Here is a 23,114-nt window from a genome sequence, read left to right as displayed (position 1 = left end):
CAGGATCTGAACGCCAACGCGGGCGCTCTCTCGACACCATGCCGAGCGGCCCGCACTCCGAGGGTCGTTGTCAGTGCGACCCCATAGCTTTGGGGCCATGACGGAACGATTTGATCACGTGTCCCGGGAAGTGACTTCCTCGCATGAGCCGGCCTCTTGGCGGGTGGACTGGACGTGCGGTTCCGCGTCCGACCCTCGGCTGCTCCGCTCCTTAAACGGTCACGACGCTCCCGTGGTCGCGGTGGCGACGGCGGTCGTTGACGGCCGTCCGGTTGTCGTCTCGGCGAGCCGCGACGCGACGGTGTGTGTCTGGGACCTGGCGACGGGGGAACGGTTGCACACCCTGACGGCAGCTCCTCCAGACCCCATGTCGTCGTTGTCGCCCGAGTTGGTGGCCCTGGCCACGGTGGTGGTCGACGGGCAACCCCTGGTCCTCACATGCCACATCGACGGGACCGCGAGGATGTGGGATCCGGCGACGGGGCGTTCTGCGGGCGAACTGGCCCTGGGGCTGGCTCAGATGGTCCTGGACGGCCGACATGTGGTGCTGGCCGTCCAGGCGGACCGGACGCTGGGCGTGTGGGACCAGACAACCGGCAGTCGGCTCGGCGTGTTCCCCTGGATGGTGGACATAGGGGTGCTGGATGGACGCGAGGTCGTTGTGACGTGCCCACCGGACCGCCAAGCGCAGGCGTGGGACCTGGCCACCGGCCGAGAGGTCGGCGAGTGCCTGGCGGCCGAGGGACCGTGGACACTCGAAGGACGGGACATCGCCGTGACCGAGGAAGAGGGCCAGGCAGGCCGTGTGTGGGATCTGGACCGCCACGTGCTTCTGGCAGCCGATCTGCGGGAGTTGCTGGCGGATGCCGAGTACGAACACGCGGTGTCAGCCCTGGCGTCCGCGGACACAGTGTCAACCCTGACGGTCGTCGACGGCCGGGTCGTGGTCCTCGACACCCACTACGAGGGTCCACCGGAACTCGTCGGCGACCTCGTTCCCGTTTTCATGCCCTATGACCCGTCGCCGACACTGACCTTGGAAGGGCGCAGCGTCGCGCTCGCCGTGGGAGTGGACCACACACTGCGCTTCTGGGACCTGCCGACGAGCCTCATGGACTCCACGGGCCCTGACGGCACGCGGAGCGTTCGCAGCATCCCTTTGGAAGCAGCCGCAGGCAAGGAGCTGATCAAGGGCGGACCAGAAGACCTCGTCGACCTGGCGAGCCTGCTCTCCGCCCGGACGAACGGTTTGGTCGTCGCCGAGTCCGGCTGGGAAATCCGGGTGAGGGCTGCTGCCCGGAATCTGGTGCTGGGGGACATACCCGTCTCCCTCGTCCCCGGTCCGGACGGCACTGTCACGCCTTTGCACACGCTCGACCGGACGGCCGCGGGCAGTGTGCTGACAGGTCACACCGATCGGGTGTGGGCCATCGACAGCGCCCCGGTCGGGACGCGCACCCTGGCGGTCACGACATCCCGTGACCGCACCGTGCGGGTCTGGGATCTGGACACCGGCGAACAGGAGGGTGAGCCCCTCACCGGGCACACAGGCCAGGTGTGGGGCGTCGCCACCACCGTGGTGGACGGACGGTGTGTCGCCGTCACCGCAGGGGAGGACAACACGGTCCGCACCTGGGACGTCACCGCTGCCCGAGGGGACGGCGGCCGGCTGCGTGCCGGACACACCGAATCCGTCCTGGCGGTCGCCACGGCGGTCTTTGACAGTGTCCCCGTGATCGTCACCGCAGGCGCCGACCACACCGTGCGCACCTGGGACCTGACCACCGGCTCGCAGACCTGTGACCCCCTGAACGCAGAGGTGTCCGCCATGACGACGGCGGTGGTGGGCGGACACCCGGTCGTCGTCACGGCCGCTCCCGACGCCACCCTGCACATTGTGGAGCTCGCCACCGGCCGAGCCGTCCAAGGTCCGTTCCCCAGCGGCCACGGCAGAGTCCTGGCCATGGCTTCGACGACCCTGGACGGCCGGCCCGTCGCCCTCACCGCAGGCAGCGATCGCGTGGTGGGCGTCTGGGACCTCACCACCGGACAGCCCCTGGCCGCACCTCTCACCGGCCACTCCAGCCGTATCACCACCGTCGCCACCGCGGTTCTCGACGGACGGTCCGTGGCAGTGACGGGCAGCTGGGACAAGACGGTGCGACTGTGGGACCTCGCCACCGGCCGACAGCTCGGCGAGCCCCTGACCGGCCATACCGACTGGGTGACCGCCGTGGCCACCGCCACCCTGGGCGGAGCTCCCATCGCGATCAGCAAGGGCCGGGACCGGACGATACGTCTGTGGAACCTGTCCAAGGGGGAGCAGATACGCGATGCTCAGGCCGCCGAGTCAGGCTCCGGCAATACGCTGGCGGTCTCAGCGATGGCCGACGGACGGCTTGTCGCGGCCTTCGGCGATGACCGCACCGTGCGGTTCCGCGATCTCACCGCAGGGTGCCCAGCCGGTACCGACCACCTGCTCCCATTCCCCGTGCACTCACTCGCGGCGGCACCGGGCGGGCGCTTCGCGGTCGGGTTCGGTGACGAGGTCGGGGTGCTGTCGAGGGCATCCTGACAAGCCCGGCGCCCCGCCAGGGTAGCGACGGTCTTCACCGAGCACTTCGCCGAGCAGCAGGTGTCGCCTCCACACGGTCCGTCGGCAGGACGGACACAGAGGACGCGGGGGAGCGGAACTGGCCGTCGTCATCGCCCTGCACCGGACAGCGCGCTCGCGGCCACCGTCACCGCGGCCGGGGGGGGAGTTCATCGAGACTCGGATCGGCTTCATGGGCTCGGTACGAGAGTGCGATGCTGTCTGACGCCTGGGAGGGGGACAGTGTGCAGCAGTGTCGCCGGCACACTCCCTGCTCGCAGAGGTGCCGGGTGAGGGCCTGGCGGCAGCGGCAGGGCGTCCGCAGCAGTGTCACGGGGGCGTGCCTGCTGGGTCAGGTCCAGTCGAGGATCCGCCGGACGATGCCCGTGACTACCCGTCTGATCCCTGCGAACAGTCCTGCGGCCACGGTGACGTCGGCCCCTGCCACGGCCACGTCCGCCCGGGCGGATCCGGCGCGGCATCCGGGACAGGAACGGGGCCAACTGCGCTTTCGCACACCGCACTTCTTGCATATCGCCATGCTCCGATTCTCCTCGATCTTCGCCGTTCTGATCAACTGTCGGCCGGGTGGCTCACGCGGGTGACCTGTGGTCGTCACCACGGCTTGAGGGCGGAGCGCAGGGAGGCGTCGGCGGCGCTTGTGTCGTCCGCTGTAAGAGATCTGCCGGTGCTTCCCGCGTCAGCCCTGTTCTTGACGGGCGGCCAGCGGGTTGAGCGTTCACCGGCACTCGGTTCGTTCCTGCCCGGCCTTTGCACTGGGTTTCGCTCTCGGCGCGGAGGCTGGCGGGTGGCGAGATGCTGGGCGAGTGCCGGCTTTGTCGATGCAACTCGGACCCACGCCGTCTGCCCGGCCACCGGCCGGGGCATCCCCTCGGTTCGTGGAGCGGTGTCACATGGGTGGGTGATGGTAGCCGGCCGGTTCGGTGGGAGGCTCGTCAGGAAGCCTGTGGAGAGCGGTCGTTGAGCGCGGCCGAGCCCGCGCCGTCGGGTGGGCATGGCGCAGGCTGCCCCGCGCCGGCTCTGGTGGTGTCGCCGGCTGTCGACGGGGTTGTGTACGGGGTGTTCGGTGCGGCGGTGAACGGGCGTCGCAGCTCCTCGTCCGCTTCGGGGTACCGGTCGTGCAGCGCCGGATCCGCCTCACGGCCGGCTCGATGTCGGCGTCACCGTTCTCCTGGTCGGATGGTGCTCCTGCCTCCAGTGGGAACGGGCCTGCGAGTCGTTCGCTTGGCGGGCCCTGGCTCGTGCGCGGTGTCTACCGGTGGGTGCGGAGTCCGTCGAGGATGAGCGCGAGCATGTGGGGTGCCCGGTCCTGGGGGCTGGACGCGGCGCGCCACAGTGCGCCTGTGAGTTGGAGGAAGTCGCCTGGGTCGGCGTCCGCGCGGATGCTGTGGTCCTTCTTGCCGGCGTCGAGGAGCTGCGTGATCGCGGCGATGACCGGTCCGTAGCTCTGCTCGCTGATCGCCTGGTGTGCGCCCGGGCCGAGTGCGTCGCCGAGGCCGTGTTTTCTGCGCATGGCCTCGACGAGGTCGGTCGTCCAGTGGCGGAGCGCTTCCAGTGGCGGCATCTGGGCCAGCAGGTGGGGCACGGTGCCGGTGATGCGTGCGACCTCGTCCTGGTAGACGGCCAAGACCAGTGCCTCGCGTGTGGGGAAGTTGCGGTAGAGGGTGCCGGCGCCGACTCCCGCTCGCTGGGCGATCTGGTTCATCGACGTGTTGCCGTCCGCGGCGAGCGCTTCGCGTGCGGCGGCGAGGATGCGCGCCCTGTTCTCACGGGCGTCTGAACGGACCACGGGACCTCATTTTGCTAAGTGGAGAGTTCTCCACTACGTTATGTGGAGAGCTCTCCACATACTTTAAGGAGCGTCATGCATTACATCAAGCTCGGCATGACCGGCCTCGACGTGTCCCCGGTCGCGATCGGCGCGATGACCTACGGCGAACCCGACCGCGGGCACCCCGTCTGGTCGAAGGGCGAACAGGACGCGCGACCGCTCATCAAGCACGCGCTGGAGACGGGGATCAACTTCTTCGACACCGCGAACATGTACTCCAACGGTTCCAGCGAGGAGATCCTCGGCCGCGCGCTGAAGGACTTCGCCGACCGCGACGACGTGGTGATCGCCACGAAGCTGCGCCATCCGATGCGACTGGGGCCCAACGGCCGCGGCCTGTCCCGCAAGGCGATCATGGCCGAGGTCGACCACTCGCTGCGCCGCCTGGGCACCGACTACATCGACCTCTACCAGATCCACCGCAACGACCACTCCACCCCCTGGGAGGAGACCCTCGAGGCGCTCAACGACCTCGTGAGGGCCGGCAAGGTCCGCTACCTCGGCGCCTCGTCCATGCACGCCTGGGAGTTCGCGAAGGCGCTGCACCTGCAGAAGCAGAACGGCTGGGCGCGATTCGTGTCCATGCAGGACCACTACAACCTGCTCGCCCGCGAGGAGGAGCGGGAGATGATCCCGCTGTGCCTGGACGAGGGCGTCGGCACGATCATCTGGTCGCCACTGGCCCGCGGCCGCCTGGCCCGCGCGTGGGACGACGCCCGCTCGACGACGCGCTCCGAGACGGACGGCGCCTACGCGGACCTGCTCTACTCGCCCGAGCAGGAGGCGTCCAACCACGCGATCATCGAGGCGGTCGGACAGGCCGCGAACTCCCACGGCGTCAGCCGCGCACAGGTCGCGCTCGCCTGGCTGCGCCGCCAGCCGGTCGTGACCGCACCTCTGGTCGGCGCCGGCTCGATCCGGCAGATCGACGAGGCGGTGGCCTCCCTCGACATCGAGCTCACCGACGACGAGGTGCGCGCCCTGGAGGCTCCGTACACCCCCCGATACGACTGGCAGGGGGTCTCGGACGAGGCCGAGATGGAGGCCATCCGCCAGCGCGTTCCCGGAATGGCCCTCGCATGAACCCCATCGTCGGCTCCGGCGCCGCTGCCCGCGCCGGAGCCCTCCTGGGAATCAGCGCGGCCGCTGCCCAGCGTCCTCACGCGACGCACCCGCCGGCACCCCTTACCGCACGAGTCGAGAACTGAGGAGACGCAGATGGCCCAGGTACTGGTCACCGGAGGAACAGGATTCATCGGGAGCTGGTGCGTCCTGACTCTGCTCGACGCCGGGCACGCCGTCCGCACCACAGTCCGCGACCTGCAACGCGAGCCGGCGCTGCGCTCCTGGCTCCATGCGGCCGCGCCGTTCGACGACGACCGTCTCACGGTCGTACGCGCCGACCTCGAACACCCCGACGGCTGGGACGATGCCGTCGCCGACTGCGACTTCGTCCTCCACGTCGCCTCGCCGACCCTGCGCCATACGCCGGCGAACGACGACGAGTTGGTGGTCCCGGCACGCGAGGGCGTCCTGCGGGTGCTGCGCGCCGCCCGCGACTCCGGCGTGCGCCGGGTCGTCCTGACGAGCGCCTTCGGCGCCATCGGGATCGGGCACCCCCGGCGACCGACCCCGTTCACCGAGGCGGACTGGACCAACGTCGCCAGCGATATCCCGCCCTACCAGCGGTCCAAGACGCTCGCCGAACGCGCAGCCTGGCAGTTCATCGAAGACGAAGGCGGCGGTCTCGAACTGACAGCGGTTCATCCCGTGGGGGTCCTTGGACCCCTGCTCGGCCCGGACGACCCACCATCGCTGCGTCTGGTGCGCAGAATGCTCGAGGGCAGGGTTCCTGCGTGCCCTCCCTTCGGGATGGGCTTCGTCGACGTACGCGACGTCGCGGATCTGCACCTGCGCGCGATGACCGATCCGGCAGCCGCCGGCGAACGATTCCTGTCAATCGCCGGGCACAGCCTGCGCGTTCTCGACATCGCGCGCATTCTGCATGATCGCCTGGGTGAGCGCGCCGCGAAGGCCCCGACCCGCGAACTGCCCGTGTGGCTCGCGCGCGCACTGGGCGTCGTGAACCCCGAACTGCGACTGCTCAGGCACCAGCTCGGCCGGGATCTCGACGCCACAAGCGCCAAGGCGGAGCAACTGCTCGGCTGGCAGGCGCGTCCCATCCAGGACACCATCGCGGAGACCGCCGAGAACCTTCTCGCCCACGGCATCGGAAAATGACCGGCTCGTGACCGGCCGACGCGGCAGCCCTGCGCGTCGAAGATGCGCCGCACCGGTGACGCGGTGAAGTGGTGACGCGGCGCGACATGTGCCGCCGGCCGCGGGGCCGCCTGATAGCCCGCTGGGTGAGCTGAGGGTTCTGCAGTGCTGATGGGCAGTGTCGTCGCAACCGTCGCGCCGGGCTCGCAGGTCAACCCAACGGCCTGCGGCCGATCTTCGCGAACAGTGGCTGCTCGATGGACAACACAGGCTGCCCCGCGCTCGTCGGCCCGCGAGTGCAGGGCAGCCGTCGCAGGACGGAGCGCATCTACCAGCGCATGCCGAGCTCGTCGAGTTCCGTGCGGCGCTCCGGCGTCAGCCTGGCGGCCCTCCTGCGGGTGTTGTCGAGCCATCCTCCGAGCCGAATGGCTGTGCCATCTTCCCCGTCCTCGCCCGTCAACTCCTCAACGTGCTTGCGTCCCACATTCAGATGCCCTTCGCGGGTATGGAACTGGCGGGCGGCGGCGAGGTGGGTGGCCCACCGGTCGGCCTGTGTCCGGCGAGCCGGCGGCTGTTCCGTCTCATCTGCGGGTTCCAACCCGAGTGCGTTGGCCAGGAGCCACTGCTGTGCCGGTAGCAGCCGGTCCCATCCCGTACGCTGCGCGGCGGCCCACGCGCCGAGATCCTCGCCCTGGACGATCACCTCGCCCGACACCATGGGCAGGGTGCCGCCGGCCTGGATGCGGGCGAGGGCGAGACGGAAGCAGCGCTGCCATCCAACCTCCCACGCAGGACACCACCCCGGATCGATCGCCTCCAGCGCCTCCATGCGGCTCTCCGGCAGCTCGCCGACGCTTGAGATGCCGGGTTCCCCGGCCGCACGCCGTTCGGCGTTCCGGAGTGTCTTGCGGACCGCCGCGCGCTGGTTCTTCGTCCAGGTGCCAATAGGGAAGCCGCCCTCGGCGACAGCCGTGGCGGGCGGCAGCAGATGCCCGTGTTCGGCGGCCCATTCGCGGGCGACGGCGAGGCCTTCGGCGAACGCGGTGTCCCACGCCGACCACACCATTCCCAGCGCCTCCAGCTCGACGACGCGTCCGGCTTCGAGGGTGCCGGCGGCGTAGTAGCGCCGTACATCCGCAAGCCACCGCCCCAGCGGATACCCACCCACCGCACCCCACTCGGCCGGGGCAACGAACGTGTACGGCACGCGCAGTTCGCTGTTGTCGGTCTCGCGCAGCCACCGTGTGGCTGCCTCGATGCCGCGCCGCCAGTAGGCGCTCTCGGGGTCGATGATCCGCAGCCGGATGAACTGCGTCAGCGCCAGGGGGTCGCGCTCCTCGCTGAAGCGCAGCACTCCGGCGGCCGCGCCACTTACCCGCCCCGCGTCCGGGCCTTGCTCTTGACTGTCGGTGGCAGCGTCGGTCTCGTCCTGCGCGTCGTCGGATTCGGCCGCGGGGCGGCTGTTGCGCAGACGCGGATCGGCAAGGGCCTCGATCGTCTCCGTGTCGTGTGCCCGCAGGGCGCTGAGGACCTTCGTGAGAGTGGTGTACGCGTCGGAGGTCAGCATTTCATCCGGATCTTCATCCGGCCCCAGGAAGACGGGCACGATCAGCGTGGCCAGTTTCCCGGTACCCGGCTGCATCCGCAGCGCCCGCCCGACCATCTGCACGATATCGACCATCGACCCACGCGCGTCCGCGAAAAGCACCGCATCACATTCAGCGGTGTCGACACCCTCACCAAGAACCCGAACGGAACTCAACACCCGCAACGCAGCAGGAATATCCACGCCACCGGACCCAGCGGCGCCGAGGAAATCGGAGGCGAACTCGTCCAGCACCCGACGCCGGTGAAGGGGCGCGTGTTCGCCGTACAGCCAATCCGCCCACACCCGCTCCGCAACCGGGAAGGAGTCGGGATCGTCCTCCGCGAGCCGGGCCGCGACCGCCGGCATTCCGGCCGCCATCGCCTCCGCCTCACCGATCCGGCTGTGGAACGACAGCACCCGCCGGAACCGCTCCTCGACAGCTGCGCGCATCAACCCGGCCTGGACAGCCGCCAACCGGGCACCACGAATCACCGGGGAGCCGCTGTCCTCGCTCGTGAGGGCGGCGTAGAGCTCCGGGTCGCGGATGTCGAGACACAGCACCTGGTAGGGCGCCACCAACCCGAGCCGGATCGCCTCCGACAACCGCAGCTTGTACGCCACCGGCCCGAACACCGGAGAATCCTCATCCATGCTCGCCACCAGACGCGGCCGAACCCCCTCCGCCTCCCAGATACGGGCCGTGGCCGTCATGTACAGCCGCCGCACCGCCGGAATCTGCTGCTGGTCATGCACCGCAGCCCACGGCTTCGAACCATCCCCGCTGGTCCGGTGTGCCTCGTCCACGACCATCAGGTCCCACACCGGCAAGCCGACCGCATGCGCCCGCTGAAGGATGCCCAGCCCCACGGACGCGTACGTCGCGAAGACCGTCACCGACTCCAGACCCGACACCCATGCGACCAGCTCGTCAGGGTCGGTCGTGCACGGCACACCCTCGCTCTCCTCCGCTCGCAGTGAGCAAACCCCCACCATCGCGCCCCGACGCCCTCCGCCCCGCCAGGACCGGGTCATCTGCGTCAGCAGGTCGAGTGTCGGCACCAGGACCAGCACACGCCGTGCGGGCAGTCGGCGTGCTGCTTCCACGGCGACCAGTGTCTTGCCGGACCCGGTGGCGGCGACGACCTGCGTTCTCAGGCCCTCGGAGGGAAACCCGCCGCCGGAGGGGGAGTGGAGGTGCCTGACCACGCTGTCCACGGCTTCGGCCTGGTGGGGACGGAGCGTCATACGGGGCATGGGAGCCTTCCGGGGCAAGCGGCGGTGTCCAGAGCGATTGTGCCCGCCGACCATAGGGCGGCGGAGTCGTCCGACCCCGCTGACGACGTGGAGCCTGGTCATCGGGGCCCCGTGCCCTGCAGCCCGGGTCTACGACAAGTTCATCCGCAGGCACAGGGGTTGAGCCTGGCCGCCCACTCAGTTACGGCCCTCAACTCGCCATGCGTGTGGTGAATAATCAATGTGTCCAGATCGGTATTGTGTGCGGTATGGGTATGAGCCTGGATGAGCGGGTGCGGTCTGCTGTGGCGGCGCTCCTTCACGTGGCGGGTGAGTCGCAGGCCGACCTCGCTGCCGCGGTAGGGGTGAGCCAGGCGCAGGTGAGTCGCCGTCAGTCCGGTACGGCCGCGTGGAGTCTGGCGGACTGCGAGGCGGTTGCCGCGCACTACGGCATCGATGTTCTCGAACTTCTTGCGGGGCCCACCCGGGCTGCGGAGTCGCTGCTCGAAGCACGTCCGCGGACTCCCGGCCGCCACGTCCCCAGTGCGCGCCCTGCGGCTGTGGACGGGGGAGTCTGATGGCGGAATTCGACGCGATCGACGCTCTGCTTGCCGGAGCCGGGCAGGAGGTCCGGCTGCCGCCTGCCCAGGAGCGACGGCGGCTGCGCGAGGGGCTGAGCCTCTCGCGTGCACAGCTCGCGCAGGCTTTGGGTGTCGGCGCCTCGACGGTCGGAGGGTGGGAGGCGGGCCGGGACCCGAGTGGGGACGTGCGGGAGAAGTACGGGTACTTCCTCGAGGGAGCCCGCACCAAGCTGGACGCCGTCGCGGCCGCGGCAGCACCCGCCGACGCTCCCGGCCCGGCAGCAGACAGCCTGGCCGAAGAGGACCAGGCCTCCGACACGGACAACGGCGACGCCGACACCGGAGTCCTGGCCGAGCCCCGGCCGTGTGTGCTGTGCGGGCAGCCGGCCCGGCATCAGGTCGAAGGGTTCCCGCAGCACCTGGACCCCGCCGAGTGCGGCACCGCCGCCCCCGTACCCGCGCAGCCGGAGAAGCCCGCGCCCCGCCCGGCCTCGCGGCAGCCGGCACGGGCGGGGGAGCCGGGTCGGGCGGCTTCCGGTGTGAAGGTTGTGCCGGTCGGCCGCCGGGTGCAGGTGGCCTCCGACACCCCGGATCTCATCGGTTCCGCGGTGGCGGCCGCGCTCGCCGAGCACGCCGGCGACGTCGAAGCCGCGACCGCCGCGTTGGTGAAGCGGGCGATCCCGGATGCGATGGCGCTGCTGGACCACACCCGTAAGGGCGGCCGCTACGACGTGGTCGCGCACCCGTGGCTGCCGGACATCCTGCGCAAGCAGAGTGCCCGCGGCGCGGACCAGGTGTGGGAGGCCCGCCCCAAGTGGAGCCGGCCGGAACTGCCCGCGGGCGAGCACGAGATCACCGCGCTCGACATCAACGGCGCCTACCTGTCCGCACTCAAGACCCACCTGCCGCTCGGCCAGCTGGAACACTCCACCGGCGATCACCACGACCGCCGCCGAGCCGGCCTGCACCTGATCACCCCGCCCGCCTGGGACCACGGCTCCTACCTGCCGGACCCGATCGGCAACCGGGATGAGCCCGGCCCGCTATGGGTCACCGAACCGACCCTGCGTCTGCTGCTGCGCGTGTCCGGGCCGAAGTACGGGCTGTGCGACCCGCCCGAGATCCACGAGTCGTGGACGTCGGGGGCCACGGAGGGGCTGCTGGAGAAGTTCCGCATCGTGCTGAAGGACGCTCGGGACCGGGCGATCGCCGAAGGCGACGAGGTGACGCTGGAGTATGTGAAGGCGATGTACTCGAAGTTCGTGTCCACGCTGGGGGAGTCGAACTACAACCGGGAGCTCTACCGCACCGACTGGATGCACCTCATCCGCTCCCAGGCCTTCGCGAACCTGTGGTGGAAAGCGCACCGGGCGTACGACGAGGGCCTGATGGTCGTCCGCGCCATGGGCACCGACGAACTGCACGTGGCCGGCGACTGGCGCGCGGTGTTCCCCGAAGGACGCGGCGTCACCGAAGTGAAGGTCAAGGACGTCTACACCGTCGGCACCGATCAGGATCCGGCCCTGCAACGCCCCGAGAGTCCTTCCTGAGGCAGGTCGCCTGTCCTCGGTATACGAACGGCCATGCCGGGGCGGGTGATCGTCCCTCACAGACCCGTACAGTGATCCATCGACCCGAGGGATTCGGAAGAGACGATGCCTGAGCGGAACATCGAGTTCGGCAAGTACGGCGCCCGCGGCCTCAAGGGCCACGAGGCCGTCGCCCGGCAGTTGGACGCGCTCGCCGGCTACATCGCCAGCCCCGTCACCGCCCACCGCGGCCTCCAGGCCCGGCTGCACTACCTCACCCGCAGCACCCACGCCCGCGCTGCCGCCCGGGCCGCCGGACTGACCGTCACCGACCGCACCCTGCGCGCCTGGCTGGCCGGCACCCGCACGCCCTCCAGGAAGAACCTGGACCGCATCGAGCAGGCTTACCGGACGGTGCGGCGGGAGAACGTCGCCCGCTACCTGACCGCCCGCCTCAACAGGGAGGGCCGCGGTACCCGGGTGGAAATCCACCCGCTCAACCAGTCCCAGGTCGACCGGCCCCGCCAGCGGGCGGTGGAATTCCGCAGCATGAACGTCCGCCGCTGGGACCGCATCGTCGCCGCGTGGGCGGCCGGCGACGATCAGGAAATGGACGACGCGTGGGTGGACCAGGTCGTCGACCTCGGCTCGCAGTGGGGCCAGTACGAGTACGTCACCAACATCGGCTTCGCGGCCTGAGCGTCCAACGGAGGCGCGGGCCGATCGGAAGCCGATGCCTGCGGGCTCGGGTCGGGTCCCGAGCCCTTTGCGGTGTGCTGGCCCGACACGAATGCCGGGGGAGCGGAGAAGCAGGGCCGAGCACAGCAAAGGCATCGGCGAGGTCGAGCAGATTCTGGTCCTCTGGGAAGACCAGGACCCAGGAGCGGATGAGATCCGCGATCTCGTCCAGAGCGTCGAACCCGGGCTCGATCCGGTTCGGGTCCGGGTCGAGAAGGCTCAGTCACCTGCCATCTCCTACGGCTTGGCCAGCTGGCACGTGCACGAGGGCGCGGTCGTCACTGGTGAACGACACCTCGGCGATCCTCGCCACCGGCATGCCTTGTGCGGACAACAGCACCATCTGGGCCCGCCGCCAGGTCACCACCGACCCGGTGCCCCCTGCGGATGATCCGCAGCAGCCGCCGACCCTCGTCGTCATCGATCTCACGAACCTGTACACGTCCAGCCACGTGATCATTCTGGCCCGGCCCGCCGCGCTGAAAGCCACCCACGCGGCGGACTGTCACGAGGCAAACGTCGTCAGCGCTCGGATTAGTTCGGAGTCGTACTGATCGGCGTCGAAGTGAAAAGCCGGAGGACGCGCCTCACCAACGGGCACCTGCCAGTCGGACCACTCCACGATCCCGCCCTGACGCTGCACGAACACGGACAGGTAGCCACAGCATCCACCTGTGCACTCGGGCTCACCCAGCACGACACGTCGTCCCTCGCCGGTCGCCCAGAAGGGCCCTTGGCCCTCGGCCGGCAATCCCTCCTCGGCAAAGGGGCCGCGGCCTCCTTCCCCGGCAGCCGCTGCCACCACTTCCTCGCCATCGATCCGGAAAGACAACTGGGCAGCCCATCGAGGGCCCGGTGGCAACACACTGACCTCAAGCCGATTGAACACCCAAGCACCCTATGTGAGTACCGGCCGCCACAGTTTTCGTTCCCACGACCGGATACGGGCGTCTGGCCAATATCCAGTCGACGCCCGAAGGGGCGAACGTTGCCCAATTCGTTGTTAACAGTGCCGCGAGGAGCTGTGGCCCTCGCTGTGCTGTGCGAGTGCTGGACCGTGACGTCTAAACGTTGCCTGGCGACTGAACGCCTCGCATCCGAGCGGCGGACGGTCCGGCGTATCTCGTGGTGGCGGTCGCGTGGGCACCGAACGGACACCTAGTGAGCAACGGACCCAGGGTGCCTTGAGCCAGAGCGGTGTCTGCGGGGCCCTCGCGACCGCCGCCACCCGTTCGTGGGCTGCGTGACAATCGGCAGTCCGGATTTCCCATGCGTGCGAGGCGGACTTCCGGCGGGTGCTGCGCCGGCGCAGCACGGTTGGTGCGACGCCGTACTCCGCGCTCCAGGTCGACGAGATCACCGGCAGGGCACCCACTCGCACGGAAGCCCGTCGGCAGCAATTACTTGGCTAGCCACGTGTTTGCTGTTACGTTGATTATGTGTCTAGCCACCTAAGTGGGTGGCGGCGTGAGAGGAGTCGTCATGAAAGCCATCCAGTTCGACCGTTTCGGTGGCACGGAAGTGCTGCGCGAGGCGGACATCGAGGTCCCGCAGCCCGGCCCCGGGCAGATCCGCGTCCGCGTCAAGGCGGCCGGCCTGAACGCGCTGGACGGCAAGATCCGCTCCGGGGCCATGGAAGCCGTGTTCCCCACGCTGCTGCCCTCCGTGCCCGGTCACGAGCTCGCCGGCGTGGTGGACGCCCTGGGTGAGGGCGTGCGGGACGTGCAGGAGGGCGATGAGGTGCTGGGCTGGTCGGACACCGGCTCGTACGCCGAGTACGCGCTGGCCACCGTCGTGGCACCCAAGCCCGCCGGCCTCGACTGGCAGCACGCGGTCGCGCTGCCGGTGGCGGGCGAGACAGCCGAGCGCGTCCTGAACCTGCTGGGCGTCGCCGTGGGGGAGACCGTGCTGATGCACGGCGCGGCCGGAGCGGTCGGCACCCTGGCGGTCCAGCTCGCCACGGCCCGCGGAGCGCGTGTCATCGGCACCGCCGGCCCCGCGAACCAGGAATACCTCGCCGCGCTCGGCGCCACCGCGACCCTTTACGGCGAGGGCCTGGTCGATCGGGTCCGGGCACTGGCCCCCGACGGCGTGGACGCGGTGTTCGACCTGGCCGGGAAGGGAGCCCTGGAGGACTCCATCGCTCTGCGCGGCGGCACCGAGCGCATCGTCACCATCGCCGACTTCCGCGCGCACCAACTCGGCATCACCTTCGCCAGCGGTGGCCAGGAACGCTCGGTTGCCCGCCTGGCCGCCCTTGCCCAGGACGCCGCGACCGGCAAGGTCGTCACCACCGTCACCGTGTACCCGCTCGCCGAGGCCGCCACGGCCCAGCAGGTCAGCGACGCCGGGCACGCCCGGGGCAAGCTCGCCCTCACCCTCGACTGATCACACCCGCCTTTCTCATTTGTTCCGATCATCACCTGACCCTCACCGCACCGAAGGACCACTCATGCTGAACGCCCTGTGGACGCAGACCACCGTCGGGGACATCTCCCTGCCGCACCGCCTGGTCATGGCCCCCATGACCCGCGACCGCTCCACACCCGAAGGCGTACCGACCGAGCTCAACGCCGAGTACTACGCCCAGCGCGCCTCGCACGCGCTCATCATCACCGAGGGAACCCAGCCCAACGCCGACGGCCAGGGATACCTCCTGACCCCCGGCATCCACAATGACGAGCAGATCGCCGGGTGGCGCAAGGTCACCGACGCCGTGCACGCAGCCGACGGCCGTATCGTCATCCAGCTGATGCACACCGGACGCATAGCCCACCCCGACAACACCCCCCACGGTCGCCCGCCGGTCGCCCCTTCGGCGGTCCGGCCAGCTGGCGTCATGTTCACCGCGTCCGGGCCCCAGGAGATGCCGACCCCTCGTCCTCTGTCGACGCAGGAGGTCGTGGCGACTGTCGACGACTTCCGCCGCGCCGCAGCGGCCGCCGTCGCGGCAGGCGCAGACGGCGTGGAGATCCACGCCGCCAACGGCTACCTGGTGCACCAGTTCCTGTCCGACAACACCAACCAGCGCACCGACCGCTACGGCGGCTCCATCGAGGGCCGCATCCGCTTCGCCGTCGAGGTCGCCACCGCCGTGGCCGACGAGATCGGCGCCGACCGCACCGGCCTGCGCATCTCGCCCGCAAACCCCTACAACGACATCGCCGAGTCCGACACCGCCGAGCTGTATCCGGCGCTCCTGCACGCTCTCAGCCCACTCGGCCTCGCCTACCTCCACGTGATGCACGCGGGCGACGAGGAACTCCTGGGCACCCTGCGCGCACTGTGGCCGACCACGCTGATCCTCAACCGGGCCGGCACCGACCTGCCCACCCGCGCCAAGGACATCGACCACGGCACGGCCGACCTCGTCTCCGTCGGCGCCCTCGCGCTCGCCAACCCGGACCTGGTCGAGCGGCTACGCTCTGACGCGCCGCTCAACACCCCCGACCCGGCGACCTTCTACGGCGGCGGAGTGGCCGGCTACACCGACTATCCCACCCACACCGTCTGAGGAACCGAACCTATGCCCGCGCCCGCCCCGACACCCCGCAACCCCTCCACGGCCAGCGAGGGACCGATGAGCTACGCGATCTTCCAGCTCGCCCGCGCCCACCGCGCCCGCGCCGCCGCCATGCTCCGCGAGATGGACCTGCACCCCGGACAGGAACTACTGCTGATGCAACTCCTGGACCGGGACGGCCAGACCCAGTCCGAGCTGCTCGAAAGCGTCGGCCTGGACCACTCCACCGTCTCCAAGTCCCTACGCCGCATGCAGGACGCAGGCCTGCTCATCCGCGAGCCGGCCCAACACGACCGGCGCGTCATGGTCGTCCACCTCACCGACAAGGGCCGTGCCATGCGCGAGCCCATCGCGGCCATGTGGCAAGCCCTGGAAGAGACCTCCGCACGGGACCTCTCGGCGCAGCAGGCGGAGTCCTTCGTCCGCACCGCCTACGCCATCGCCGACGCGATCAACAGCCGGACCCTTCCGCGGGAGGAGTCCGAGTAACTCCCCTCGGCCCGCACCCCGATGCCGACCTGGGACAGGGGCAGGGCAACACCCCAAGCGGGGCCGGCGAGCCCCTCCTCGGGGGAGCGTAAATCTGACGGCGGATCCGACGATCATGCGAGCGACGTCAAGTGACTGATACCGCCGTGGAGTTGGAGACCGTAGAGCCTGTGGAGAGTGCCCAGCCTGGGCAGCCTGTGTCCGTGTCCGACGAGCAGCTGGTCGCGATGCTGGTGGAGCGGTCCCGGGCGGAAGGGCTGCAGCTGACCAGGCAGGGCGGGCTGCTGCAGCAGCTGACCAAGCGGGTCTTGGAATCTGCCCTGGAAGGTGAGATCACCGATCATCTCGGCTGTGAGAGGCACGACGCTGCCGGCCGGGGCAGTGGCAACTCCCGTAGGGGGCGGGGCGAGACCGTGCTGACCGATGTCGGGCAGGTCGAGGTCAAGGTCCCGCGTGACACGTCGGGCACGTCCGAGCCGCAGATCGTCAAGAAGCGGCAGCGGCGGCTGACCGGGGTCGACGAGATGGTGCTGTCGTTGCCCGTGAAGGGGCTCACGCACGGCGAGATCGCCGCTCACCTGGCTGAGGTCTACGGCGCCGAGGTCCAAGCAGATCATCTCCTCCATCACCGACACAGTGATGGAGGTCCTGGCTGATTGGCGGGACCGGCCCCTCGACCGCGTCTACCCGGTCCTGTTCGTGGAGGGGCGATCTGCCGCCGGCGGAAACTCAGGTGGCCTCAGCGCACGATCTGGGTAGAGTCGCGCAATGCCCGAGCTGAAGCGGCTGCATGCCGGCCACGCACCGGCGGTCCTGGCCTTCGAGTTGGCGAACCGCAGCTACTTCGGTGCCTCGATCTCCGATCGCGGCGACGACTTCTTCGACCAGTTCACCGATCGGTACAACGCCTCGCTGGCCGAGCAGGAAGCCGGCATCTGCGCCTTCTACGTGCTCGTCGCCGAGGACGGCTCGGTACTCGGCAGGTTCAACCTGTACGACTTGGAGGACGGCACTGCCAGACTCGGCTACCGGGTCGCGGAGCGGGTCGCCGGCCGCGGCGTGGCGACCGCGACCGTCCGGGAGCTGTGCCGGGTGGCGACAGTGATGCACGGCCTGTGCACACTGCGGGCGGTCACCTCCCACGACAACGCCGCATCCCAGAAAGTCTTGGCCAAGGCCGGGTTCGTCCCGGTTGGCCCTGCCACTCCGGCCGATCTCGGCGGCAAGTCAGGCACTTGGTACCAGCGCGACCTCCAGCCATAGACCTTGATCCTGCTCGTGGGTCGGCTGTGGGAAGGCTGCGGCCACGCTGATCGTCGGCGTGTGAAGACCAACGATCTTGCGATGGCCGCAGGTCGCAGCGTGGACCCTGCTCGCTGGCAGGAAGTGTTCGAGGGCCTGACGAGCCGGATAGCCGGCCGGTTCGCCCGGGTTGAACCCCGGCGTCGGGTATGGGCTGGAGTATTTCGGGACGGCGCCGCGCGCCCGCGAGCGTGCTTGTGGCTGTGTCGGCGTTGTTCGGCCCCGGCTTCCGCTGAAGGTGGACGTGGCTGCTGGGGTCATGCCGTAGATGCCGGGGGAGGGGGCCCGGCCGCTCCGCGGGCGGGGCCCCCTCTGGTCCTTTCCTCGTCCGCGGTCACCTTCGAGCGAGGATCGCGGACAGGCCGAACTCGAAGCGCTCGTCAAAGGATTCCGCGTCGAGGTGGCCGAGGACGCGATGGAGGGCGGGGTAGCCCGTCTCGGAGACCGCGTTCGCCAGACGGCTGTTCGGGGCCTGCTGGGCCGCCGCCTGTTCTTCCTGGGTGAGGCCGAGGGCGAAGTAAATGATCGTCCACGTGGTCCAGGCGCTCTCACGTTCGTCGAGGCCGCCGTCCAGCAACGCGCCCACCAGGGCATCGGCGAAACCCAGGGTGTGTGGTTCGGCGGCGTAGGTGCCGACGACGAGCGTGGCGCCGTCGCGGTGGGCGAGCAGGGCGCGGCGGTACCGGCGGGCCAGATCGCGGACGCGCTCGTCCCAGGGGGATGGGAGGTCGTCGAGCGGGGCTTCGCCGACGACGGCGTCCGCCATCAGCTCCAGCATCCGGGCCTTGGTCTTCACATGCCACAGCACGGTGTTCATCCGTACGCCGAGCCGGTCGGCGACCGCCCGGGTGGACAGGGCGTCCAGGCCCTTTTCGTCCAGCAGTTCCAGCGCGGTACGGATCACCGTTCCGGGGTCCAGCCGCGGGAGGCGGTCCTGACTCGCTTGCCTATTGGTCATTGACCTAGTTTACTGCGGACAAGGTTATTGGTCACTGACCTAGGATGGTTCATGCAACAGCAGGTTGTCATCGCCGGAGGAGGCCCGGTCGGGCTCTGGCTCGCCGCCGAACTGCGGCTGGGCGGGGTATCCGTCACCGTCGTCGAGGAGCGTGTGGACATCGACCAGCGCTCCAAGGCCCTCACCATCCACCCACGCACCCTCGAGATCCTGGCCTCGCGTGGCGTGCACGAGCCCTTCCTCGCCGAGGGCCTGGCGATCCCGGGCGGCCACTTCGCCGTGCTCGACGACCGGCTCGACTTCCGGGCGCTGGAGACCCCGTTCCCGTACACCCTCGCCCTGCCCCAGGCCCGCACCGAGGAACTCCTGGAGGAACACGCGCTCGCGCTCGGCGCCGTGATCGTGCGCGGTCACCGCGTCACCGGGTTCACCGAGCACCCGGAGGCGGTGACCGTGCAGGTGGACGGGTTGGACGGGGCGTACGAACTTCGGGCGGCGTTCATCGTCGGCTGCGACGGCTCCCGCAGCACCGTGCGCACCGCCGCCGGCATCGACTTCGTCGGTACGCCCTCCACCGTCCTTGGCTGGCTCGGCGACGTCACCCTTGACAGCCCGCCGCGGCCCGGGTTCAGCACCTTCGGGCTCCGGGGCGGGGTGATGGTCGCGCCGCTGCCCGGTGCGCGGTACCGCCTGGTCGGTGTCAGCCCAGACAGCCTCACGACGGAATGGCCCGGTGACCTCACCCTGGAGGAGTTGCGAGCCAAGACCCTCGCCGTCACGGGCGAGGACTTCGGGATGCGCGACCCGGTCTGGCTCTCCCGATTCGGCAACGCCACTCGGCTGGCCGCCCAGTACCGGCGAGGTCGGATCCAGCTCGCCGGTGACGCCGCCCACCAGCACTTCCCGGCGGGTGGCGTCGGGATGAACGTCGGCATCCAGGACGCGCACAACCTCGGCTGGAAACTCGCCGCCACCCTCCGCGGCTGGGCTCCTGACCACCTGCTCGACACGTACCACACCGAGCGCCACCCCGTAGGTGCCCAGCTGATGGAACACAGCCGCGCCCAGACCGCCCTGATGACTGGCTTCACCCCCGAAGGCATGGACCTGCGCTCCCTGTTCAGCGGGATGATCGCCACCCAGCCGGCACTGAACAAGGCCCTGTCCGAACGTCTCACCGCACTCGCCGTCAGCTACCCCACGCCGGATCCGACAGCCCACCCGCTCACCGGCACCAGCGCCCCCGACCTGGCCTTCACCGGCTCCGAGAACCACCTGTTCTCCCGGTTGCGCCCGGACAGCTACCTTCTGCTCGACCTGACGGCGGGCGTCCTGGCGGACCGGACACGGCCGGGGCTCGTGGTGGACACCGCAACCCTCGACCAGCCCCCGTCCGCATGGGCCACCGTGCGCGCCGCCCTCATCCGCCCCGACGGGCACGTCGCCTGGGCCGGGATCGATGAGGCCGACACCGCACTGTCCGCCGCCGCGGATCGGGCGCTCGCCACCACTCACCGCACTGTGGCCCGCTAACCGCTCCCCAGCACTTCGGTCACGCGGAACGCGGCCCCGCGGAGGTCATCACGCGGACGTGCGGGGGTGGTTCTGGTCGCGCCAGGCCCGGGGCGAGAATCCGTAGGCCTGTTTGAACACCTTGCTGAAGTGGGTGGCGTCCGCGAAGCCCCACCTTCGTCCTATCGCGGCGATGGTCCGCAGTCGGCCGTTCGGGCCGGCCAGCTCTCTCCTGCATTCGGCCAGGCGGCGTGTGCGGATCCAGTCTCCGAGGCTGATGCCCGACCGGGACAGCACGGCGTAGAGGTGACGTACGGAGATGTCGTGTGCAGCGGCTATCCGTGCTGCCGACAGATCGGGATCAGCCAGATGCTTCCGGATGTATTGAGTGATCCGCAGGCTGAGTGTCGCCTCCAGCGGCTCCTTGGCCAGGCTGGAGTTGCCGTGCTGGGACGTCAGGACCGCACGCAGGAGTTCGATGCTGGGCTGCACGACGGCATCGGCGTGCACGCCCTGGTGCAATTCGTCGCTGACGGCCAGTTGGGAGAAGTAAGGGAAGGCGAGGCGCGCGATGGGGTTGTCGGATCCCAGGGGGACAGCGGCGATGTCGCGTAGTAACCGGTCGGGGAGCGCGAGTGCCGCGCGCGGGAAACGGATGAAGCGGTAGTCGACTCCCTCGTCGAAGAGATGTGTGTAGGGAGCGATCGATTCGTAGATGGCGAATTCCCCCGGCCTCAGCAGGCACTCGCGACCGTTCTGCACCACCACGCTGCTGCCCGTCATCTGCACACCGAGGGTGACGGCCGGCTCCTCGTCCTCCCGGGCCAGCCGCTCCGTCCGACGGAGGGCGACCGCGGTCGCCCGCGCCGAACAGATCCTGATGGGCCCCACAGCGCCGAGCCCTATACGAACGGAGATGTCCTCAGCCGCGGGACGGTGGTCGATATCGACCGCCACCATGGATTTCCACACCGCGTTGCGGACCACTTCCTCCCGGTCCCGCGGCGGTATGAACGCGGTGTCCAGAACCGGGCTCATGAGACAGACCTTCGTCTGCGTCGTTCACAGAGCCGCCCGGGCAGTACCTCGGCCCGTTCCCCCACAAGTCCCCCTCGACACGCACGGATCCCGACATCAGTCTGGCGGGATTGTCTCTCGCAGCGCAACGGCTTCGACGGGCGCACACAGGGCCCTCACCTGATGCGGCGTCAAATCGACGCAGTGCACCACTGACAAAGTTCCCTGCACGGATGACAAAGTCCGAAGCCCACGATGACCCTAAGAGCTCATAACAGGATCTTGGTGAGATGTCCTGGTCGGGTGTGACCGGTGTGACGATTCGGCCGTTCGTGATGCTGTGAGTACTCGGCCGTGGATCGTGGACGACGACTTGTGGGCACTGATCGAGCCGCTGCTGCCACCCTGGCCCGAGAAGTCACCGGGGCCACGGCCGGTGGCTGACCGACACTGCTTGCAGGGCATCCTGTACGTCCTCTACAACGACATAGCCTGGCAACTCCTGCCGCTGGAGCTGGGGTTCGGCTCCGGGCAGACCTGCTGGCGACGCCTGGAACGTTGGCAGCAGGCAGGGGTCTTCGACCAGCTACACCGGATCCTGCTGGCCGAACTGAACGCGGCCGGCCGCCTCGACTGGTCGAGGGCCTGCGTGGACGGCTCTCACATCCGCGCGAAAAAGTGCCTCTATGGCTTTCGTCAAGCCGTAGCTGGTGTGGGTGGTTGGTAGAAGGTGCCGTCGCGGAGCATGGCGAAGAGGACGTCGATGCGACGTCGGGCCAGGGCTATGAGAGCGGCGATGTGGTGTTTCCCCTCGCGTCGTTTGCGGTCGTAGTAGGCACGTGACTCCGGCTGGGAGAGCGAGGCGAACGCGGCGAGGTAGAAGGCCCGTTTGAGTTGTTTGTTGCCACGCTTGGAGGGGTGCTCGCCGCGGATGGACGATCCGGAGTTCCGGGTCACGGGTGCCAGGCCGGCGTAGGCGGCGAGATGTCCGGCGCTGGCGAAGCCGCTGCCGTCGCCAACGTCGATGAGGATGCGGGCCGCGGTCCTGACCCCGATGCCGGGCATGGAGATCAGGACTTGGGAAAGAGGGTGGGCCTCCAGGAGTTCCTCGATCCGGGCGGCGAGGAGTTTGCGCTGGTCAAGGACGGACTGGAGAGAGCTGGCGAGGCTGGGGACGATCAGCGCGGCAGCGTCGGTGCCCGGAACGACGACAGTCTGTTCGTCGAGTGCGGTGAAGATGTCTTCGACCAGCCGCTCGGCCATCCGCGGCGCCTTCGGCCGAATCAGGGTGATCAACCGTCGCCTTCCGGCTTTGCGGATCTGGGCCGGTGAGCCGAACTGGTCCAGCAGCCTGAGCACAGCCGGGTGCTGGATCCGTGGGCCCAGGACACGCTCGAGCGACGGGTGGATCTGGGTGAGCAGGCCGCGGAGTCGGTTTGCGGTCCGGGTGGACTCGCCCGCCAGGTCGTCGTCGAACCCGGCGATCATGGCGAGCTCGGCGACGGTCTCGTCGTCGGGATTGATCGTCCGCAGGGTGTGAGGCATCGTTCTGGCGGCGTCCGCGATGACGAAAGCGTCACGGGCGTCGGTCTTGGCCTCACCAGGGTAAAGATCGGCGATCCGCCGCATCGTCAGGCCGGGCAGATAGGCGACCTGGCAGCCTGCATCCCGGGCGACTGCCAGGGGCAGAGCCCCGATGGAAGCCGGCTGGTCAACGACAACCAGCACCGTTCCGTGCTTGGCCCGGAGTTTGTCGAAGAGCTCCCGCAGCTTCAGCTCGTTGTTGGGCAGCGGCTTGTCGAACACCTTCTTCCCCGCGAGGTTGACGGCGGTGGCGTGGTGTTCGCCCTTGCCGACATCCAGCCCCAGATAGACACCGACGCCAGTTTCGTCCGCCATACCCTTCGCTCCCGTGCTCGTGCTCTCCCCGGCCCTCACCTGCGGCATCAGCGTGCCGGCATCCACGTTACGAAGAGACT

At 69.3% G+C, this 23,114-nt stretch carries 17 protein-coding genes and 4 pseudogenes; 14 read left to right on the top strand and 7 right to left on the bottom strand.

Annotated features, from left to right (window positions below):
• Positions 1 to 97 precede the first annotated feature (97 nt).
• Positions 98 to 2,575: a WD40 repeat domain-containing protein gene (locus OG718_RS05065; RefSeq protein WP_328843390.1), complete on the top strand. Its 2,478-nt coding sequence runs from the start codon at positions 98 to 100 to the stop codon at positions 2,573 to 2,575.
• A gap of 1,291 nt (positions 2,576 to 3,866) precedes the next feature.
• Here OG718_RS05065 and OG718_RS05060 read toward each other — a convergent pair.
• Complete coding sequence (locus OG718_RS05060; RefSeq protein WP_143644670.1) at positions 3,867 to 4,403, bottom strand: TetR/AcrR family transcriptional regulator; 537 nt, start codon at positions 4,401 to 4,403, stop codon at positions 3,867 to 3,869.
• Between the two features lie 75 nt (positions 4,404 to 4,478).
• Here OG718_RS05060 and OG718_RS05055 point away from each other — a divergent pair, with 75 nt between their 5' ends.
• Both OG718_RS05055 and OG718_RS05050 read left to right on the top strand, forming a co-directional pair.
• A complete protein-coding gene (locus OG718_RS05055; protein ID WP_143644671.1) occupies positions 4,479 to 5,528 on the top strand; it encodes an aldo/keto reductase in 1,050 nt (349 codons plus the stop codon).
• A gap of 135 nt (positions 5,529 to 5,663) precedes the next feature.
• A complete protein-coding gene (locus tag OG718_RS05050) occupies positions 5,664 to 6,686 on the top strand; it encodes an SDR family oxidoreductase (protein WP_328843389.1) in 1,023 nt (340 codons plus the stop codon).
• Positions 6,687 to 6,993: 307 nt separating this feature from the next.
• Here the strand turns inward: OG718_RS05050 and OG718_RS05045 are convergent, their stop codons facing one another.
• On the bottom strand, positions 6,994 to 9,498 hold the full coding sequence (locus tag OG718_RS05045) for a Helicase associated domain protein (protein ID WP_443054905.1): 2,505 nt from the start codon (positions 9,496 to 9,498) through the stop codon (positions 6,994 to 6,996).
• A 257-nt stretch (positions 9,499 to 9,755) separates the two neighbouring features.
• On the opposite strand from OG718_RS05045, the gene OG718_RS05040 reads away from it, so the two are divergent.
• The 3 genes from OG718_RS05040 to OG718_RS05030 all read left to right on the top strand — a co-directional run bounded on the left by OG718_RS05040 (position 9,756) and on the right by OG718_RS05030 (position 12,295).
• Positions 9,756 to 10,064: a helix-turn-helix transcriptional regulator gene (locus OG718_RS05040; protein ID WP_260695920.1), complete on the top strand. Its 309-nt coding sequence runs from the start codon at positions 9,756 to 9,758 to the stop codon at positions 10,062 to 10,064.
• Positions 10,064 to 11,617 carry a helix-turn-helix domain-containing protein gene (locus OG718_RS05035; RefSeq protein WP_328843387.1) on the top strand — a complete coding sequence of 518 codons (1,554 nt, stop codon included), beginning with the start codon at positions 10,064 to 10,066 and terminating at the stop codon, positions 11,615 to 11,617. Before OG718_RS05040 ends, OG718_RS05035 begins: the two co-directional genes overlap by 1 nt.
• 105 nt (positions 11,618 to 11,722) lie before the next feature.
• Positions 11,723 to 12,295 carry a transcriptional regulator gene (locus OG718_RS05030; RefSeq protein WP_143644675.1) on the top strand — a complete coding sequence of 191 codons (573 nt, stop codon included), beginning with the start codon at positions 11,723 to 11,725 and terminating at the stop codon, positions 12,293 to 12,295.
• A 310-nt stretch (positions 12,296 to 12,605) separates the two neighbouring features.
• On the opposite strand, the pseudogene OG718_RS05025 reads toward OG718_RS05030, so the two are convergent.
• Positions 12,606 to 12,786, bottom strand: a pseudogene (locus tag OG718_RS05025) (IS630 family transposase); the annotation flags it as partial.
• Positions 12,787 to 12,839: 53 nt separating this feature from the next.
• Entirely contained in the window at positions 12,840 to 13,223 is a 384-nt protein-coding gene (locus OG718_RS05020; RefSeq protein ID WP_328843386.1) for a hypothetical protein, read from the bottom strand.
• A gap of 593 nt (positions 13,224 to 13,816) precedes the next feature.
• Between OG718_RS05020 and OG718_RS05015 the strand changes: the two genes are divergently transcribed.
• From OG718_RS05015 to OG718_RS54360, 6 genes and pseudogenes are all read left to right on the top strand, one after another.
• Positions 13,817 to 14,722 (top strand): NADP-dependent oxidoreductase, encoded by a 906-nt coding sequence (locus tag OG718_RS05015; RefSeq protein WP_328843385.1) that lies wholly within the window; start codon positions 13,817 to 13,819, stop codon positions 14,720 to 14,722.
• A gap of 64 nt (positions 14,723 to 14,786) precedes the next feature.
• On the top strand, positions 14,787 to 15,848 hold the full coding sequence (locus tag OG718_RS05010; RefSeq protein WP_328843384.1) for an alkene reductase: 1,062 nt from the start codon (positions 14,787 to 14,789) through the stop codon (positions 15,846 to 15,848).
• A 12-nt stretch (positions 15,849 to 15,860) separates the two neighbouring features.
• Positions 15,861 to 16,346 (top strand): MarR family winged helix-turn-helix transcriptional regulator, encoded by a 486-nt coding sequence (locus OG718_RS05005; RefSeq protein WP_328843383.1) that lies wholly within the window; start codon positions 15,861 to 15,863, stop codon positions 16,344 to 16,346.
• Positions 16,347 to 16,573: 227 nt separating this feature from the next.
• Positions 16,574 to 17,051: pseudogene (locus OG718_RS05000) on the top strand (transposase); the annotation flags it as partial.
• Between the two features lie 63 nt (positions 17,052 to 17,114).
• Positions 17,115 to 17,609 carry a GNAT family N-acetyltransferase gene (locus OG718_RS04995; RefSeq protein ID WP_143644679.1) on the top strand — a complete coding sequence of 165 codons (495 nt, stop codon included), beginning with the start codon at positions 17,115 to 17,117 and terminating at the stop codon, positions 17,607 to 17,609.
• 81 nt (positions 17,610 to 17,690) lie between these two features.
• Positions 17,691 to 17,849: pseudogene (locus OG718_RS54360) on the top strand (IS701 family transposase); the annotation flags it as partial.
• A 133-nt stretch (positions 17,850 to 17,982) separates the two neighbouring features.
• Here OG718_RS54360 and OG718_RS04990 read toward each other — a convergent pair.
• Positions 17,983 to 18,606, bottom strand: coding sequence for a TetR/AcrR family transcriptional regulator C-terminal domain-containing protein (locus tag OG718_RS04990; protein ID WP_143644680.1), 624 nt, complete (start codon positions 18,604 to 18,606; stop codon positions 17,983 to 17,985).
• Positions 18,607 to 18,657: 51 nt separating this feature from the next.
• On the opposite strand from OG718_RS04990, the gene OG718_RS04985 reads away from it, so the two are divergent.
• A complete protein-coding gene (locus tag OG718_RS04985; protein WP_328843382.1) occupies positions 18,658 to 20,139 on the top strand; it encodes an FAD-dependent monooxygenase in 1,482 nt (493 codons plus the stop codon).
• Between the two features lie 48 nt (positions 20,140 to 20,187).
• Here OG718_RS04985 and OG718_RS04980 read toward each other — a convergent pair whose 3' ends face one another.
• On the bottom strand, positions 20,188 to 21,156 hold the full coding sequence (locus tag OG718_RS04980) for a helix-turn-helix domain-containing protein (RefSeq protein ID WP_143644682.1): 969 nt from the start codon (positions 21,154 to 21,156) through the stop codon (positions 20,188 to 20,190).
• Between the two features lie 337 nt (positions 21,157 to 21,493).
• Between OG718_RS04980 and OG718_RS04975 the strand changes: the two are divergent.
• A pseudogene (locus OG718_RS04975) lies at positions 21,494 to 21,808 on the top strand (transposase); the annotation flags it as partial.
• Positions 21,809 to 21,831: 23 nt separating this feature from the next.
• Here OG718_RS04975 and OG718_RS04970 read toward each other — a convergent pair.
• Positions 21,832 to 23,034, bottom strand: a complete 1,203-nt coding sequence (locus OG718_RS04970) for an IS110 family transposase (RefSeq protein WP_328843381.1) — start codon at positions 23,032 to 23,034, stop codon at positions 21,832 to 21,834.
• Positions 23,035 to 23,114 lie beyond the last annotated feature (80 nt).

The sequence above is a fragment of the Streptomyces sp. NBC_00258 genome (assembly GCF_036182465.1).
GTDB lineage: Bacteria > Actinomycetota > Actinomycetes > Streptomycetales > Streptomycetaceae > Streptomyces.
The sequence above is the reverse complement of the archived record's forward strand: the minus strand, read 5'-3'. Positions and strand labels throughout refer to the sequence as shown.